This is a genomic window from Micromonospora sp. ABR4_055, assembly GCF_056160425.1.
Genome location: NZ_JBSWXD010000042.1, coordinates 1 through 17,213 on the forward strand (window position 1 = coordinate 1; position 17,213 = coordinate 17,213).

The 17,213-nt window shown below is 71.6% G+C and carries 10 protein-coding genes; 3 read left to right on the top strand and 7 right to left on the bottom strand.

Going from position 1 to position 17,213, the window contains the following annotated elements:
* A partial coding sequence (locus tag ACXAHD_RS12585; RefSeq protein ID WP_475050616.1) for a tetratricopeptide repeat protein occupies positions 1-3,581 on the bottom strand: 3,581 nt, incomplete at its 3' end.
* A 204-nt stretch (positions 3,582-3,785) separates the two neighbouring features.
* Between ACXAHD_RS12585 and ACXAHD_RS12590 the strand changes: the two genes are divergently transcribed.
* Complete coding sequence (locus ACXAHD_RS12590) at positions 3,786-4,334, top strand: toll/interleukin-1 receptor domain-containing protein (RefSeq protein WP_475050620.1); 549 nt, start codon at positions 3,786-3,788, stop codon at positions 4,332-4,334.
* Positions 4,335-4,648: 314 nt separating this feature from the next.
* On the opposite strand, the gene ACXAHD_RS12595 is transcribed toward ACXAHD_RS12590, so the two are convergent.
* From ACXAHD_RS12595 to ACXAHD_RS12620, 6 genes are all read right to left on the bottom strand, one after another.
* A complete protein-coding gene (locus ACXAHD_RS12595) occupies positions 4,649-6,085 on the bottom strand; it encodes a hypothetical protein (RefSeq protein WP_475050623.1) in 1,437 nt (478 codons plus the stop codon).
* A complete protein-coding gene (locus ACXAHD_RS12600; RefSeq protein ID WP_475050626.1) occupies positions 6,082-8,742 on the bottom strand; it encodes a BTAD domain-containing putative transcriptional regulator in 2,661 nt (886 codons plus the stop codon). Before ACXAHD_RS12600 ends, ACXAHD_RS12595 begins: the two co-directional genes overlap by 4 nt.
* A gap of 265 nt (positions 8,743-9,007) precedes the next feature.
* On the bottom strand, positions 9,008-11,041 hold the full coding sequence (locus ACXAHD_RS12605) for a BTAD domain-containing putative transcriptional regulator (RefSeq protein WP_475050629.1): 2,034 nt from the start codon (positions 11,039-11,041) through the stop codon (positions 9,008-9,010).
* Between the two features lie 41 nt (positions 11,042-11,082).
* A complete protein-coding gene (locus tag ACXAHD_RS12610) occupies positions 11,083-12,810 on the bottom strand; it encodes an Hsp70 family protein (RefSeq protein ID WP_475050632.1) in 1,728 nt (575 codons plus the stop codon).
* 1,456 nt (positions 12,811-14,266) lie between these two features.
* Complete coding sequence (locus ACXAHD_RS12615; protein WP_475050635.1) at positions 14,267-15,217, bottom strand: hypothetical protein; 951 nt, start codon at positions 15,215-15,217, stop codon at positions 14,267-14,269.
* Entirely contained in the window at positions 15,214-15,735 is a 522-nt protein-coding gene (locus ACXAHD_RS12620; RefSeq protein WP_475050640.1) for an RNA polymerase sigma factor, read from the bottom strand. The genes ACXAHD_RS12615 and ACXAHD_RS12620 overlap by 4 nt, the downstream gene beginning before the upstream one ends.
* Positions 15,736-16,028: 293 nt before the next feature.
* On the opposite strand from ACXAHD_RS12620, the gene ACXAHD_RS12625 reads away from it, so the two are divergent.
* Positions 16,029-16,580: an ATP-binding protein gene (locus ACXAHD_RS12625; protein ID WP_475050644.1), complete on the top strand. Its 552-nt coding sequence runs from the start codon at positions 16,029-16,031 to the stop codon at positions 16,578-16,580.
* Between the two features lie 331 nt (positions 16,581-16,911).
* On the top strand, positions 16,912-17,127 hold the full coding sequence (locus ACXAHD_RS12630; RefSeq protein WP_475050648.1) for a hypothetical protein: 216 nt from the start codon (positions 16,912-16,914) through the stop codon (positions 17,125-17,127).
* The last annotated feature ends 86 nt before the right edge of the window (positions 17,128-17,213 follow it).

Below are 17,213 nucleotides of genomic sequence, written 5' to 3' on the forward strand. Positions count from 1 at the left end.
TGCTGGTAGCGGCGTTCCGCTTCGGGGTAGTCACCCCGGTCCTGGGCGATGATGCCGAGTTGGTGGTAGCTGTTGGCCATGCCGGCGCGGTTGCCCAACTCCTCGAAGATGGTGAGGGATTGCTGGTAGCGGCGTTCCGCTTCGGGGTAGTCACCCCGGTCCTGGGCGATGATGCCGAGTTGGTGGTAGCTGTTGGCCATGCCGGCGCGGTCGCCCAACTCCTCGAAGATGGTGAGGGACTGCTGGTAGCGGCGCTCCGCCCCGGCATAGTCACCCCGAAGCTGGGCGAGGATGCCGAGTTGGTGGGTGAAGGCGGCGCTGTTGTAGCTGTTCGGGGGGAGCCAGGTCAGGGTTTCGTGGCAGATGGTGGTTTCCCAGTCCCAGGCGCCCCAGGTGTGTAGCTGGTCCCGGATGGTGTAGCTGAGGCTGATGGCGGCGTCGAGGTCGCCGGCGGTGTAGTGGTGGTAGCGGGCTTCGATCTGGTCGTTGAGGTCGGCGAGGCGGTCCTGGGGATGGTGTCGGACGCGCCAGTCGTGGTAGGCGGCGGCGCGGGTGTGGGCTTGCCGGGTGGCGTCGGGGTGGAGACGGGCCAGGGCGGTGGCGGTCCACCGGTGCACGACGTGCCGAACGTGGTCGCCGCTGTCGGGTATCGGGGTGAGCAGACCAAGGCGGGTCAGTGTGGTGAGGGCCGCCGCGGGTGGGCTGGTGGTCGCCAGCGGGGGCCGGCGCAGTTCGGTCAGATCACGCTGCAGGTCAGCCAACAGCTCCGGCTCGTACCCGAGCTGGTTGATGTCGGCCGGTCGATTATCCGCCCGGGCGGCGGCGAGGTCCCGGGCGAGGCGGTCCAGGCGCCTGTCACGGTCAGGGTCTGCGGGCAGCGGGGCGGGTGTCGCGGTGTGCCAGGCCAGGGCAAGGTCGTTGGCCGGGTTCCGGTACACGGCGGCGCCGATGAGGAGGTGGCGGGTGTCCGTGTCGAGGAGACCAAGCAGATCAGCCAGGAGCGCGTCGTTGACGGTGAGCGTGATCGCTTCGGCCAACGCCCGCCCGAACACGCCGCGTCCCGTCCCCGCGACGGCGTCGGGCGGGACGGTGTCGGCAGACTCCTGCGGGGTGGTCCACTGCGCCGGGTCGGTGATCCCCTTGCCGTTGAGCAGGCTCTCCATGCGTTCGGTGACGTCGGGAAAGCGGGCCTGCCCGCCGCGTAGCAGGGCGTCGAGGTATTCCAGCGTGCGGGGGTGCCCGCCGACGTCGGTCCACGCGCGTCGCTGCTCGGCACTGGTCAACGCGTCGAGGCCGGGCAACCGCCAGATGAGTTTGCGGGTCTCGGCCCACGACAGCGGACCCAGATGGTGGGTGTGCAGCCGGGCGTGCGCGTTGTCGGGTAGCCGGAACGGGTACCGGCTGGTCACCAGCAGCCGGTGCGCCCCGGGTGTGCGAATCCAGGCCGTCAGGAACAGGCCGAGGGTCTCGTCACGCAGCACGGCGGGAGCGTCCGGTCGCGGGTCGAGGTTGGTTTCGAAGTTGTCGATCAGCAGGGTCACCGGCCGATCGGCCAGCACCGTCAGAGCGGTGTCCAACCGCTGCCGCCACGACTCCGACGGGGTACGCAGGTAGGCGGCCAACAACCGGTCAGGATGACTGTCCGAGTGGCCCGCGCCCAAGGCGACGCGGAACAGGGCCTGCCCGACAGCGTCCAACACCTGGTCCGCAGTCGTCGCCCCGACCACGCTGACGATCATCCCGGCGTCGTCGCCGCCCGCGCGGAGCAGTTCGGCGGCCAGGCTGGACTTGCCGACCCCGCCGATACCGTGGACCAGCACTCCCGGATGCGACCGCCGACGCAGCACCGTCAGCATGGCACGTAGTTCCCGGCGACGGCCGACGAAGTCACCCACCGCCCGCAGCGGCACCCCGGCCGGTAACACCGGCGCCGCCATCGGGGGAATCTCCTGCACCCCGGCCGACACGTCGTACAACGGCAGCGGTTCACCACGGACGAACACCACCGGCGTGGCCCACTCCACCAGCGCCACATCGGGATGCCCGTCCGGCAACCCTGCCCGGTCGGCCTCGACGAGACGGCGGGCCTGTGCGGCGGCGGTGATGACCATCGGCTCGCGCGCCGAGGCCAACTCCCGGTAGAACCGGGCCGCGAACAGCGCGGCATACCGGTCGGTCACCGGCGCGGTCATCGCCACCACCTGCGGCACACCCGCCGCCAACAACTCCCGCGCCAACCCCGGCAACGCCCGGCTACTGCCCTCCACCGACACCCGCGCCGACAACGCGGTCGAACAACCCGCCAGCACGATCACCGCCGGCCGCCGCTGCGGCGGAATCGCCTCGATCAACTCCCGCGCGCCAACCCGACGCGCCCGCCCCTGCTCGTCTTCCAACATCAACTCGTGCGGCGCGGCATGACAACCGATATGCAGCACGTGGAACCGCTCCACCGTCAACGCGGTACGCACATCCTCCAGCGTGCCCAGATTCAGCACCCGCACATGCGCACGCGCGGTCCGGCGTGCCGGCTCCACCGCGTCCAGAATGACCGCCAGTTCCCGCTCCAGATCCAACAGCGCGGCGCCGTCGGTATCCTCCGGGCTGGCCAGGACCACCAGAATCCGCAACGGCGCCGACACCCCCACCGCCGGCACCACCTCACCCGGATCGACGACCCGGTACGGCTGCACATCGGTCGTCAACGCCAACGGCCGATCCGCCCCCGCAACGATCAACGTCTCCCACGGCAGATCCGCCACACCGTCCCCGGACGCGTGCACCGCCAACCGCAGCTCCGCGCCATGCCCGTGCGCGTCCGTGACCAGCCCAGACAACGCCCGACCAACGTCCCCGCCAGCGAACGCCTCCCCGAGACCCACACCGACCCGCCGCAACGCCTCCTGCACCACCACCTGCCGCCCACCAGGCCCGCCGCTACGCGTCACCAGCTCCGGCCGGGCGCGGCGCGCCTCCCCCAACGCCCGAACCTCGGCCGAAAGCCCCCGCAGCGCAGCACCCGACAGCGGACCCTCCACCCGCCGCCGCCGGTCACGGTCGACCAGCTCGACCCGATCAGCACCCACACTCAACAATCCCGACCTGGCCCCCTCAGGCCGCACCCCGGTCCCCGCCGGCATCGACGGCACCTCCGAACGCGGAGGCGGCTGCTCCCGCAACGCATGCACCAACTCCCGCACCCGCGCCTCATACACCGGCCCGTCGACACCCCGGAAATCGACCCACCGCCGCGTGCCGAGAAACGGCGGCAACGGCCCATCCTCATACAACACCGGAACCAACCGCCGCCCACCGTCCACGGCCCGCTCGTACAACGCGGCGTACTGATTCATCACCCGCGCCGACGCCACCGCCCGGGGGCTGCACACCAACACCCCCGCCGCCGACGTAAGGATCCCCTCCTCCAGCGCATGAACGATCACATCACCAGGTGAGATCACGTACTCATCGAGAAAGACCCGAAACCCGGCCCCCTCCAACCGCCTGACCAGGACCTCCACCCACGCGAGATCATCCGGAGCATAGGAAACAAACACGTCGAACCGGTGCACGTCGTCCACCAACGACCACCTCCACTCCACGATGGCCGCCAGTCAACATCACCCCCGCCACCACCGGCAACGCCACCGCCTCCAACGAACAGACACATATCTGACACGATCATCGACCACCGACACCGGCCACCACGATCAACAACACCCTGACTCCACGACGCCGCAACCGCCTCACACCATCCGGGAACCGCCGTCCGCTACCGTTCCCCCGTGGACTGGAACCTCACCGTCGCGATCATCAGCGCGATCATCAGCGCGATCATCGGCGCCGCCGCAGCATGGTTCGGCTACCTCGCCGTCCGCGACAAACTCCCACGCAGACGCCACGCCCCAACCGCAGCACCCACCCATGTCCCCCCAGATGACACATACGACGCCTTCATCTCCTACGCCCCCGACAACGAGGACACGGCCGAGGAACTCGCCCACGCACTACAAGAACGCGGACTCAACATATTCCTCGCCAAATGGATCGACATCGGCCTCGTCGAAATCATCGAAAAGGAAAACGCCCTCCAACGCACCACCAACGGCATCCTCCTCTTCAGCCGCACCACCATGACCCGACCCGACGTCCGCGCCGACTACGCAGCACTCCTCGAACGCACCCACACCACCGGACATCGCTTCATCCCCGTACTCATCGACAACACCGACCTTCCACCCTTCGCAAAAATCCGCAAATCACTCGACCTCAGCAACAACCAAGACAACAAAACGCAAATCGACACACTCGCCCGAGCAATCCGAAACCAATAACCACAACCCACACCCAAACTTTGAAGTCCCATCAACTTGACCGGACGCACTCAACTCGGCAGATCCGGACGCTGCCGGTCGATCAACAGGACTGATTGTAGTTGCTTGTCGCAGAGCAAGCTCGGCCGCGAGCCACAGCCGTACTCGTAGATGTCAATGGCTGCCGTGTGCTCGGTGGCGTACCCGGCTCTGCACTCGAAGCCGTACGCCGACACCCCGTAAGGACGGTCGACGCAGCGTGGACGTCTACGACGGCGGCGTCGATGAGGCAGACGAAGGAAGGCTGGCGCCGTCCGTGCTGTCAGCGGTGTTCGTCACTCGGTTGTCCGGGCCTGCTGTCCCGTGTGGTTCGGGTGCTGGCTTGTCCGGTCGCGTGGGACTCCGGGTCGGCGGGGGTAGTCGTGCGGGAGGTACCGGTAGACAGATCGCAGCGATCTGCCGATCTTCTCGGCGAGCAGTTCCGGGGCGAGGTCCGGTTCTCTGTCCAGCCAGTAGGCGACCGCCTCGGCTGTCGTCCGGGGCGGGCCCGGTTCGTGGTGGGTGTCACCATCGGCGGTGTCCGGTTCGCGGTGGCGGTGGTTGTCGCCGTGGCTGTTCCGGCTTGCCCGGTTCGGGGTGGTCTTGTCGTCTGTTACCGCCGTGGCCTGGGGTGCGGTGTCGTGGTTGCCGGCCGGGGGCCGGCCGCTGTCGCCTGGTCCGGGGTCGGGGGCCTTGCGTGGTTCCGCCCCGCGCTGGCGGTCGTGTGTGGCGGCGGGTGGCGTGGCGTCGGAGGTGCGGGGTGTGCCGGCGGTGTGTGTCCGTTTGGTCCAGGGACGGCGGTTGGGGCGGTGGGTCGTGATGATCCGTTCTGGTGTGAGGTCGGCGGCGATGAGGGCGGTCAGTCCGGTGTAGTCGGCGGTGGCGGCGAGGCGTGCGGCGATTTCGTTGAGGTCGTACACGCGGACGGCGATGTCGGCGGTGGTGGTGTCGACGGCGGCGCGGATCTTGCGGTGCAGCACGGTGGCGATGGCGGCGTCGCGGCGTTCGCGGGTGATCGCGGCGCGGGCGGCGTCCAGGGACTCGTACAGGTCGAGGGTGTGGGCTTTGGCGAGGGTGTGTGCCCGGGCGGTGACGGCGGGGTGGCGTGCCCAGTGGTTGATCAGTTCGTAGGCGGGTGGGGTGGGTGGCAGGTCGCCGGTGGCGCGGAGCCGGTCGCGGCGCTGGTTTCCGGCGTGCATGAGCCAGACGAGGTAGCCGAGGGCGGACATGCCGGCGTAGAAGCCTGCGGCGAGGTGGTCGGGGTGGACGGTCCAGTTGAAGGTGACGGCGGCGGCGGCGATGACGGCTGACAGTAGTCGGGGGCCGATCGCCCGTTCGCCGAGTCGGCGGCGGACGTCGGCGTTGGCCATCACCACGACGCCGCCGAGTTCGAGCGCGGCGACGGCGGGGACCGCGACGAGGGCCGGGATGTCGAGTGTGTCGACGGCTCCGGTGACCTGCCCGACGAGGGCGACGAGCAGGACCATGACGTAGAAGGCCAGGCGCAGGTGGGTGGTGCGCCGGACGGCGGCGGCGAGGTCGCGGTCGGTGGCGTCACGGCGGGTGGCGCGGGTCGACGTCGGGTGCTGGCCGGCCGCGGCGGTGGTGGCGACGCGGGGGTGCCCGGACCCCGGGGTGGCGGCGGGTCGGGGGCGGACACCGTCGGCGGCGGGCTGGTGGGGTGGAGGTTCGTGGCGACCGGCGGAGGTGGAGGCTGTCGTCGGGCGGGTCATCGGTGTCCTCCGCGCGGGTCGGGTGCGGCGGGGCGGCGGCGTAGGTTGGTGGTGAGCTGGTCGGCGAGGGCGGTGGTGGTGTCGTCGGGGGTGGCGTCGATCTCGGCGAGGCGGCGGGTCAGGGTCCGGCGCAGGGTGCGGATCTGGTCGGGGTGGCCTAGGGCGGCGTGGACGCGCATCGCCTGCTGGTAGAGCGGTTCGGCGTAGGGGTCGTGGCGGATCGCGGTGTCGAGGACGGTGAGGGCCTCGGCCGGGTCGGGCGTCGCGGTGGCGAGGGCCAGGTGCGCGTCGAGGGCGCGGCGGCGGACGCCCTCACGGTGTGCCTCGATCCATTCGTAGTCGTGGCCGTCGGCGAGCGCGCCGCGGTAGGCGGCGACGGCGGTCCGGAGCGCGGTGAGCCGTTCGCCGGGGTCGGTGGCCTGGTCGGCGTCGCGCAGGGCGTCGCGCAGCCGCCACAGGTCGACGTCGAGGATGCGCCGGTTCAGGGTGTAGCGGCTGGCCGCGTGGGTGAGGTGGTCGGCGGGCCCGCCGGTGCGGGCGAGGGTCTTCCGCAGGGTGGACACGTAGGTGTGGAGGCGGTGGGGTGCTCGGGACCGGGGGGCGTCGGGGAGCAGGTCGTCGAGGATCGCGTCCTGGGTGGCGTCGCCGTCGTGGACGGCGAGGTAGACGAGCAGTTCGAGCGATTTCGCGCGCAGCGGTGTGGTGGTGTCCATGTCGACGATGCGGGCGTCGCCGAGCAGCCGCACGCTGACGTGGCCGCCGCCGGATGGTTCCGGTCGGGCGCCGCCGTGTCCTTCTAGGCGTGTGCCGGTGTCCGGGCGGTCGTCGTCGGTGTCCTCCGGCCCGGCGTCCGCAGGCCCGGGGCGTGTGGGCCCGGGGTGCGCGGGGGTGTGGGTGTCGACGGTCGTGGCGTCAGCCGGCGCGGGACCCGAGTTCGGGTCCGGCGCGCCGCCCTCGTGAGAGGGGTCCGCGGCCGAGGGTCGCGGATCGGTGGGTGCCCCGGTGAGCGTGCGGATCAGGTCGATGGTGTCGGCGGTGGTGAGGACGGTCAGCCGGCCACCACCACCGCCGTTGACGTCGTCGTCGCTGGTGGTGGTGCCGTCGGTGTCGACGGCGAGGGTGCGGCCGTCGGGCCACGGGGTCAGCACGACGCCGTGGATGTCCAGGCGGTGGCCCTGGGCGAGGACCGCGGCGGTCCGGGTCCTCGCGTCGGCGGTGTCGTCGGCGATCAGCAGCAGGGGCGGCGGGCTGGGGTGGCCGCAGCGTCGCAGGTCGGCGACGGTGTCGGTGTCGTGCTGGTCGAGCAGGCGGCTGCGGGACATCAGCTGGGTCTCGAGGATCCGCAGGGCGGCGTCGAGGCTGGCGGTGAGGGTGAGGCGCGGCGTGTCGGGCAGGGCCCCGGCGTCGCCGAGCAGGGCCGCGGCGGTCGTGGACGGCATGACCACGTGGGTGGGCCCGGTGGTGAGGGCCGCGGTGAGCATGCCGCGGGCGGCGGCCCGCGCGCCGGGTCCGGTCAGGCCCAGCCCGCCCACCGGGGCCGTCGGGTCGAGGGCGGTGACGGTGCCGGTACGGTCGGCGGCGTCGGGGAGGTCCGGGTCCGGGATGGTCTGGTCCCGGGTGTCGCCGGCGCCGTGGGTGGTGGTGCCGGGGCCGGCCGTGCGGTGCAGGTTGCGGCGGATCTGGTGGATCATCCGGGGGAGAGCCGCCGCGTCCTTACCGTGCCGGCGGTGGCGGCGTCGGCGTGCCCAGACGGCCGTCGCCGTCGCGGCGAGGGCCACGGCGAGTCCGGCCTCGACCCAGCTTCCGTCGGGTAGTGCCACTCCGACGGGCCGCCGCCCGGTGTCGGTGTCGGTGGTGTCGCAGGTGCTGTCGGCTGGGGCGTCCGGCCGGGGGGTGTCGGCGGTGGGGCCGGTCTCTGGTGTGGCCGTGGGGGTCGGTGGTTCGGGTGTCGGTGGGGTGTCCACCGCCGGCGGTGGCGGGGGCCGGTTGTCGTCGGGCGGTGTGGCCACGGTGGTGGGTAGGTCGAGGACCCAGCCGGGGTGGATGAGGTCCGGGTCGGTGAGCGTGCCGCCGGTGGGGAACCGGGTGCCCCGGTTGAGGTCGTAGATGTCGGTCCAGCGGTCGTGGTCACCGAGGCGCCGGTCCGCGATCGCGGACAGGGACTCGCCGCGTCTGACCGTGTGAGTGGACCGAGGTCCATCGTGGTCGGTGGCGGCGACGGTGGTGGGCGGGTCGGCCGTGCGGATGGTGCCTGCGACGGGTTGCGGGGGTGTGGCGGTGGTGGAGGCCGGGGTGGTGGCGTGGGCGGCCCCGGCGGTGGTGGCGGTGACGGCGGAGGCGCCGAGGACCGCGGCGGTCAGGCCCTTCAAGGGCCGGGGTAGACGCAGGGGTGGCAGCCACCGGGCCAGCCGGGTCGCGGCGGCGCACAGCCGGGCCGCGGCGGTGGTGGCGATCACCGCCCACACCAGCCATGCGGCGGCCAGCCCGAGCGCGGCGAGGAACCCCGGGGTGAGGGGCTGGTGGATCCACGCCCGCACGGCCGCTATGGACACCGGAGCGGTCGTCGTGGCGCCGAGGTGGACCAGGACGGCGGGCAGCACGGCGACGGCGGCGGCCACGGCGGTGACCCGGACCACGGCACGGGGACGACACGGCACGGCGGCTCCTGTTCACGGGGCGCGGGACCGCCTGCGGCGTCGGCGGCGGCAGCCGAACCAAGGGCGGTCAACGGGGGATGCCGTCGACGGTATGGCCGTGACCGGTCCGACGACGTGGCCACGCGTCTGACAGCACCTCACACGACCTCACGCCGGCTCACAACGCCAGCTCACACCACCGCCGCGCCGCCGGTCCCGGGATGGCGGCAGGGGGCCGATCTTCGTCGGCACCCCCGGGCGGGCCGGGGTGCCGGCCCTGGGGTGGTCAGGTCGCGGGGTCGAGGCCCGCCCCGGCCAGCCGGTCTTGGAAGGCGCGGAGCAGGGCGCGGGCGGTGTCGCCGTCGCCGAGTGCTGTCAACATGTGCGCCGCCCGCCGGTGCAGGTGTTCGTTGTAGGGGTCGACGCGGATCGCGGCCTCGAGCAGCGTCACCGCCTGACGCGGGTCGGTCTGCGTGTCGGCCAGCGCGACGTGGGCGTCGATCACGTCCCGGCGGACGGTCTCCCTCGGTGTGTCGAGCCACGGCCAGGTGTACCCGTCGGCGAGGCACCCGCCGTACAGGTCGATCACCGCCTGCCACGCCGCCGGCCGGCCGGTCACCGCCGTCGTCGCCTCCCGCACCGCCCGACGCAGCCGCCACAGGTCCACGTCCAGGTCCGGATGGAGCCGGTACCGGTCGTCGACGTGTTCCACCACGGTCACACCGCCGTCCCCGACCCCACCCGTAGCCTCCCGGATCGCTCTCCGCAGGTCACTGACCGTGGTGTAGAGGCGGCCGGTGACCCGGTGGGCCGGCACCCCGGGCCAGATCGCCTCGACCAGCTCCCGGACCGTGCCACCGCCGGAATGGACCGCGAGGAACACGAGGACCTGCAGCGCGGCGCTACGACGCACCGCCACCGGCGCGTCCCGGACGGACAAGCCGACACCGCCGAGAAGCCGCAGCCGCAGCGCCGCCACACCCGACCGGCCGCCGCCGGCGTCCCGGTCCGCCGGCGGGCCGCCGCCGTCCGGGCCCAGATCCTGCGGCCGGTCGCCGGCATCACCGGACGCCGGCGGCGCCGGCTCGAACCCGGCCTCCGTACCGCCGCCGGCAGTATCGGGTGGGCTGACCACCGCGAGGACGTCCCGGGCCGCCGCCACGTCCAGCACACACATCCGCCCCCGGACAGCAGGACCCCGCAGACCCCGCACCCGCCCCGACGTGTCCACCTCCCAGACGCCGCCGGTCCGAGCCCGGCCCACCACGACCACGGCGACACCACCGGCCACCGCCCCCGCGAGACGGTCATCGACAGGTCCGCAGGTGAGCAGCACCACCCGGTCGCCGCCGCCCACATTCCCGCCGGCCGGCGCCTGGCCGGCGGCCCGCGACGCGACAGCGACCGCGTCGGCGACCGTGGACGCCACCTGGACGCCCGCCACCGCCGGCGCCGCGGCACCCGCCCCGAGGAACACCTCCAAATCGGCCCGGGTCGTGACGACCCGCACCACCGCGGCGGGATCACGCAGCGACCGCACCGCCGCCGTGACCAGCACGCCACGGGCCGCGTCACCCGCGCCCGGCCCGGTCAGACCCACCCCACCGGCGGGAAACACCACACCGGCCGGCCCGTCGACCGCCCACCCCTCCGCCGCCGTGCCGGCCCCGCCGCCCGCCGCACCACCATCGGCGGCGACCCCGGCCCGGGCGGCCGCGACCACCGCCGGCAACGGCGCCAAATCCTCGTCGCTTCGCCGCTGGCCGGGCACGACCGGCCGGTACGACCGGCGACGCCGCAGCCACAGCAACACCCCCGCCGCCGCCACCTGCTCCGCCGTGCCCCGCGGCAGCCAACCACCCGGAACCGTCACCCCCACCCGCTGATCAGCCACCCGCCACCGCGGCACCTCACCGGACCCGCCGACCCCGGCCGGCACCGCCGACGGCTGATCCGTCACCCCACCCGGAACCGGCCCGGTGTTCGCGCCGAGCACCGCGACCCCCGCCAGCCCGGTGGCCGTCGCCTGCCACGGCGTCGGCAACCGCATCCGCCGCACCCACCCGGCGACCGCCCGCACCCGGACCAGCACCCGCAGCAGCACCACCGCGACGACCAGAAACCACAACAGCCATCCCCCGACCACCGCCGCCGCCGCGACCGTCCCCGACGTCAGCGGATCCGCCGCCCACCGCGCCAACCCCTCCCTGTCCGGCCAACCAGACCACGACCACCTCGTCAACCACGCCAACCACAGCGCGGGCGCCACCACCAGCACCCCGACCACCACCACGGACACGACCCGCCGCGCCCACCCCACCACCGATCACCCCACCCGGGCCGACGCCGGCACGACCCCGCTCACCCGGCCGCCACCCCCGCCGGCGAAACCCGCACGATCCGCGTCCACAACCGACGCAGCCACCACACCGCCACCGCCACCGCGAACACAGCCCCGAGAATGCCCGTCGCCCGCCAACTCACGATCGCCGCGCCGATCACCGCCACCGGCGCCACCAGCACCAGCCGCAACACGACCGGACCCACCACCGCCACCACCACCGCCGCGCCCAGCAACCCGCCACCCACCCGACCCGCCAGATCGATCCACACCGCCATACCCGGCGACCGGCCCGCCGACATCGAGTACTGCACCAACCACATACCCGCCCCCGCCGTCACCACCGCACCGTTCGGAAACGCCAGGAAATCCGCCCACCCACCCACCGGCGTCCGCCACCCCCGCGCCGCCACCACCGCCGCCGCCACCGCGCACACCGCCACCGGAGCCACCGGCAGCAACGTCCACCGCAGGAACGGCCCCACCCCCACCTCCAGGTACAAACTCCCCACGATCGCGTACAACCCCGCCACCGCCACACCCAACGACAACCCCGCGAGAATCCCCGTACCGACCTGCCCACCCACCGACCCGACCCGCCCGCCCACCGGCCCCCGCGCCGCCGCCAACGCACCGAACACCGTGCCCGCGTTCAACCCCGCCACCACCACCAACACCGCCGCCAACGCCAACTCACCCCAGTTCACCAACACCGACCCGCTGAACAACGGACCCGCCCAGTCCACCGTCGACAAGCACTGGGTCACCAGCACCAACGACACGAACCCCGGCACTGCCATCCCCACCACCCGCCGCACCGACGGAACCTCCGGCACCTCCACCACCGGCGACGCGCCCGACCCGGCGACACCCGCAGCTCCCCGCACCGCCGCCGTCACCGGATCCTCCACCACCACAGCCGGCACCGACACCGCCTCACCCACCACCCGCGGCACCACCGGCACCAACGACGTGCCACCCACACAGAACACGCCCGCCACATCACCCGGCAGCAGATCAGCCGCCGCGACCGCCTCCACCGTCAACCGACCCACCCGCTCCGCCACCGGCCCCGCCACCCGCTCCAACAACACCCCATCCAGCACCACCCCACCCCCGGACGGCAACGGCACCGTCACCGCCGGAAGCCACGACAACGACTCCTTCGCCGCCCGCACACTCACCCGCACCGACCACCCGCCCCCCGCCCCATCGGAAACACCACCGTCGACACTGCCCAGCAACGCGTCAACCAGCCCACCGTCCAGCGCGTCACCACCCGCGTCCGGATCCGCCAACGTCGCCAACACCTCGAACCCCGCCGAACCCCGCCGCAGCACCGACACCTCCGCCCCCGCACCCACATCACACACCACCACGAACGCACCCACCGGCACCTGCGTACCCCCGGACACCACACGCTGCGCGACCGCGACCGGAGCCTCCACCAACGACGGCTGACCCAACCCCGCCCGATGCGCCGCCTGACGCATCCACAACCGCCGCCGAGGCCCCCACCCCGCCGGCACCACCAAACACACCTCACCCACCGACCCACCCACCACCCGACCCGCCTCATCAGACACCCGCCGCAACAACGCAGCCATCACATCAACCGACTCCACCGTCGCCTCACCCACCGTCACCGGCCCGCTATCGGCCACCGGTGCCGCCACCAACCGCTCCGGAAACGCCGACGCGACCCGCCACGCCTCCCGCCCCGTCACCAACGACCCGTCCTCAGCCACCGCCACACCCGACAACACCGGCCCGCCATCAAACAGCACCGGCGTCCAACCACCCTCCGGGCCCGAAACAACCGCCACCACACCAGCCCGACCAACATCGATACTCAGGCGCGTTCCCGCAGGCATACCAGCCAGTCAAACATGAATCACTTACTCACGTCACTCCACACGTTGACCCTCACCACGTCCGTCAGGCCCTGAAGCGGAAACACCCCCACGTGCACGGCGAGCAGGCGACCCGGCCGTGGCCGGTTCGGCTCGCGCGGGGATCACCCCAGCCTCGTCCAAACGCCTGCGTTCCGACTCGCGTGCTGACCGCTCTAGGCTGGTCTCCAAAAGGCAGGCCCGCGCCGCGATCGTCCGCCGACCCGAGCCGCTGATCACCGCGCTCACCGCCGGTGGTGGGCTCGGCCTCGGACACCTCATCCTCGCCGTGGCCGCAGGCACCACGGGAATGGGAGACGTCCCCTCGCCGCCCTGCTCGGCGCCGCCAGCTGGCCTGCCGTACTCCTCGGGGCGGTAGGGCCCTACCTGCTCGCTACACCCACGCCGTCGCCCTGGCCGTCACCACAGCCAGCCCGCCGTGCTGCGACGCTGCGGGCGAGTTGCCATCCGCTTGCCGTGCGAACGCTGGTCGCGGTCGCCGAAGGGATCGACCGCGTCCGGGAGGCGGACGACCTTTGCCGGCACCATGAGGGCGCCAAACACAACCGGCGACGGCGAGCGACACCCTCGACCGAGTTCAGCCACCCGTGGGCAGCCCCGCCAGGAGCCATCGACCTCTTTCGTCGCGGGTCCAGCTCAGCCATTACCGAGGCGGCGTGCCTCGGCCACCGCGTGATCAAAACCGTACGTGGGCGACCTCGGCGTCCGGGTGTGGAGTCGGCCGAGCACCGGCTCCGCACCCGGACGCTCCGCTGGGCTACTGGCGGAACACGGCCAGGGCTGTGGCGACCGCGGAGATCACCGCTGCCACGCCGCCAAGGACCGCAGCCACGTCACCCAGGTTGACACCCCGCCCACGGCGGGCCTTGCCGCGCGCCTTGGATCTTGGCCACCTACTTGCTAACTTCACGGTTCCCTTTCCTCTCTACACAACCGGGGGAAGGCACAGGGACGGCATCCGCCGCAACGGATGCCGTCCCGCACTACACGGCCACATGTTCGGCCGCCAGGATCAAACCACGAAGGACCATCGCCTTCTGTGATTTCCGAGGCCATTTCGGGCCACCCTGACCCCGCCTCACCATGGACCAACACGCCACATCCGGGCCAGGCCAACAGCGATCGTCGCTGACCTGCGACTTCCCTTGCTGGCTGCAAGTTGCATTAGGCAAGACGAGGAAGATTCGCATAGCAAGATATTTGATCGAGACACGCCGATAGGATCGGAACACTTTGGCCGGCGATTTAAATATGATCAGCATTCACAAATGGGTATCGGCGCGGGAAATCCTCAACCTGTCCGCGGACGCAGCACCACCCGCTTCCTCCGGTTGCCCCTCGCCGACACTTCTCGGCGGTCCAGACCGGAGCGCGACCCCGCCGGTGTCGACGGTTCGTCGACCATCATCATGATCCGAGCCACCAACGGACGCAGCAGGTGCTCACAGCCCGCCGTCACGGCGCGCTCCCGGACCTCATCCAGCAGCGACTCCCAAAAATCATCACTCGAACGTGCTGCGGCCACCCGCCGCGCCGCCCGATGCCTCCGGCTCCACGCGAGACCACGCGGCCGCGCCGGCGTGATCGCCGCCAGGTCGTAGACCACCCGTCTCAGCTGCAGCAACCGCACCTCAAGTTCGGCGTACCGTCGCGCCAGCTCACCGACCTCAGCCCGAGCGACGTCCACCACCAACTGGGCATCCGCCCGCGCCTGACGCGCCATCCGGTCCCGCTCCCGCGCGGCCTCAGCGCGGACCTGCTCAGCCTCCCGGACCGCCGCGGCCGACTCGACGCGCGCACAGCACACCGGCGCCGCCGGATCATCCAGCCGATCGCCCTGGCCCGGATACCCCGCCGACGCAGCCGCCGTCGCCCACCGCCGCGCGGCGTCCAGATCCGCCCCGCCCTCGCCGCGGCCACAGTTCGCCTCCACCACCGACCGCAGCTCATACAACAAGGCCAGCCGTGCCGCAGCGTCCGCCACATCCCGCTCCGCCGCCAACCGCAACCACCGCAACGCATCCGGATGATCATGAACCTGCAGATGAACCCCCAACAGGTACGCGGCCACGCCCAACTCGGCGTCCGCCGCCTGCAACTCCATGAACAACCGTTCCCTCGGGTCGGCGGCACGCTGGCGGTACCGGTCCAACAACGCGGCCGCCTCGTCCTCCACATCACCGACCGGCCGTCGCGCGTCCACCGCGTCCACCGCCTGCCGCACCACATCACCGATGCTCACGCCAACCCACCTCCCGCCCGGTCAACGACGGTCAGCCGTCCCGACAACAACTCCTGCAGCCTGCGCAGACCCCGCGACCGGTGAGTCTTGACCGTCGACTCACCGATACCGAGGATCTCGGCGACAGCCCCGACGTCAAGATCACACACCTGCGTCAACACGATCACTTCCCGCTGACGCGGCGGCAACATCCGCACCGCCCGCAGCACATCCACGTGCGCGGCCAGATCCCGACCGCCCTCGCCCGCCGGGATCCGCTCCACCTCGCCACGGCACGCCTCCAACGACTCCATCCGGGCACCCTCACGAGTCAGCTGCTGACGTGCCAACCGGTACATCAGCACCTCCGGACGTTCGTAACGGCCCCAGTAGCGACGCACCACCAACATGACCTCCTGCACCACGTCATCGGCGAGAAACCGATCCCCCGTCCATGCCACCACCGCCCGCCGCAACGGATCCCGCCACCGCCGGAAGAACGCTGTGAACTGCTCGTCCACCTCACGCGAGAGACTCATCCGGCGAACCGCCGCTCACCGGCAACACCTGTGGAGGCGCCGGATCGCATACCGCGGCGCGACGTCGACACCGCGGTCCACCCAGGATCTGCCGCCCCCAGTAACATGTGGCGCACCTGCACTCCTCCTTCTCGAAACCACTTCCGTCAGCCCTGAACTCCCCGGCAGGAAAGAGCGGCCGCGCACCACGCGAGGACGACAAGTGCCCCGATTCGTGTCCGGAGCGTTACCCGCAGCGACGCCGGGGCGGCCGAGGTGCATCGCAGGTCGACCGGGCATGCGAAAGTGGATCCGTGTTGGTGCTCCTGGTGACCGGCGTGCCGGCAGCCGGCAAGTCGACCGCCGCGCACAAGCTGTCCGACTGGGGCCACACCAGCATCAGCCTGGACGACGACAGCACCTGCTCCTGGCCACACCCCGACGGTCCTCAGGACCCGCAGCCCGGCCGTCAGGACAACAGCTCCTCGCCGCCGCCACTTCGGCGAACGTGGAACCCGGACCGACTCGACGAGATCATCTCCACCGCCCGCCGTGACGGTGTACAGACGCTGTGGCTGTGTGGCCAGGCCGCCAACGCCTCCGAGCTCAGAGACCGGTTCGACGCCTGTCTGCTGCTGGAAATCGACCAGACCACGATGCGGAGGCGGTTGACTGACGTCGAACAGAGCGGCGGGGTCTGGCGGGCCAGTGACTCACTGGCCACCGCGATGGCCAGCTACCAGGCGTTCGTCGCGACCTGGCGGCGGCTCGGCGCTGTCCCTGTCGACGGTACGCAGGACCCCGACCAGGTATGCCAGGACCTGCTGATGGCGGCTGCATTCGCCGCACTTGGCCGCCACCGCTGATCACAACGCCACGGTGACTCTCCGCGTCCTGACGACACCAGCAAAGCGGGGGTAGCTCAACTTGAACAGGCGCGGAACACCCCACGTGCGTGGGCAGGACACCGAGCCAGGTCAGCAGTCATCCCATGTCGACCCCGCCGACGTAGGGAAGACCCCGAGCTGACAACGCGAAGCTTCGCAGCGACCCGACTTGACTCAAGGTTGGTCGGTTCCGGGACCTGCGGGGCTGTGACCTGGGGTGTTGTGTTGGGAGGCGTGCTATACGGGCCGGGTTCTAGGGTATCGGCGTGGCGTACGTGCGGACGGTGAGGACAGCGTCGGGGCGCGTGCGGTGCAGATTGTGCACTTGCAGCGTCGCGGTTCGCGGGATCTCGAGCACGGGTCGGCGCACACCGAGACGGACCTGGTGCTGCACAAGGCGGTGGCCGGGCAGCGGCTCGCCGCCGGGCGCGGCGAGTTGGACCAGCGTCTGCCGGACCAGCCGGCCAACGGCGGCGCCCCGTTGCCGATCACGTCGTCGCGGGCCGGGCATCTGCTCGGCGCGTAGGGCCGCGGTTACAAGATGCTGGGATTCGCCGGGGCCGCTGGCCGCGATGAGGTGTTCAAGGCGTTGGTGCTGGTCAGGATCATCGA

Bases quoted from the DNA above. Each gene is read 5' to 3' on its own strand.
- ACXAHD_RS12620 (WP_475050640.1), bottom strand. From the start codon at position 15,735: ATGAGTCTCTCGCGTGAGGTGGACGAGCAGTTCACAGCGTTCTTCCGG.
- ACXAHD_RS12595 (WP_475050623.1), bottom strand. From the start codon at position 6,085: ATGACCCGCCCGACGACAGCCTCCACCTCCGCCGGTCGCCACGAACCT.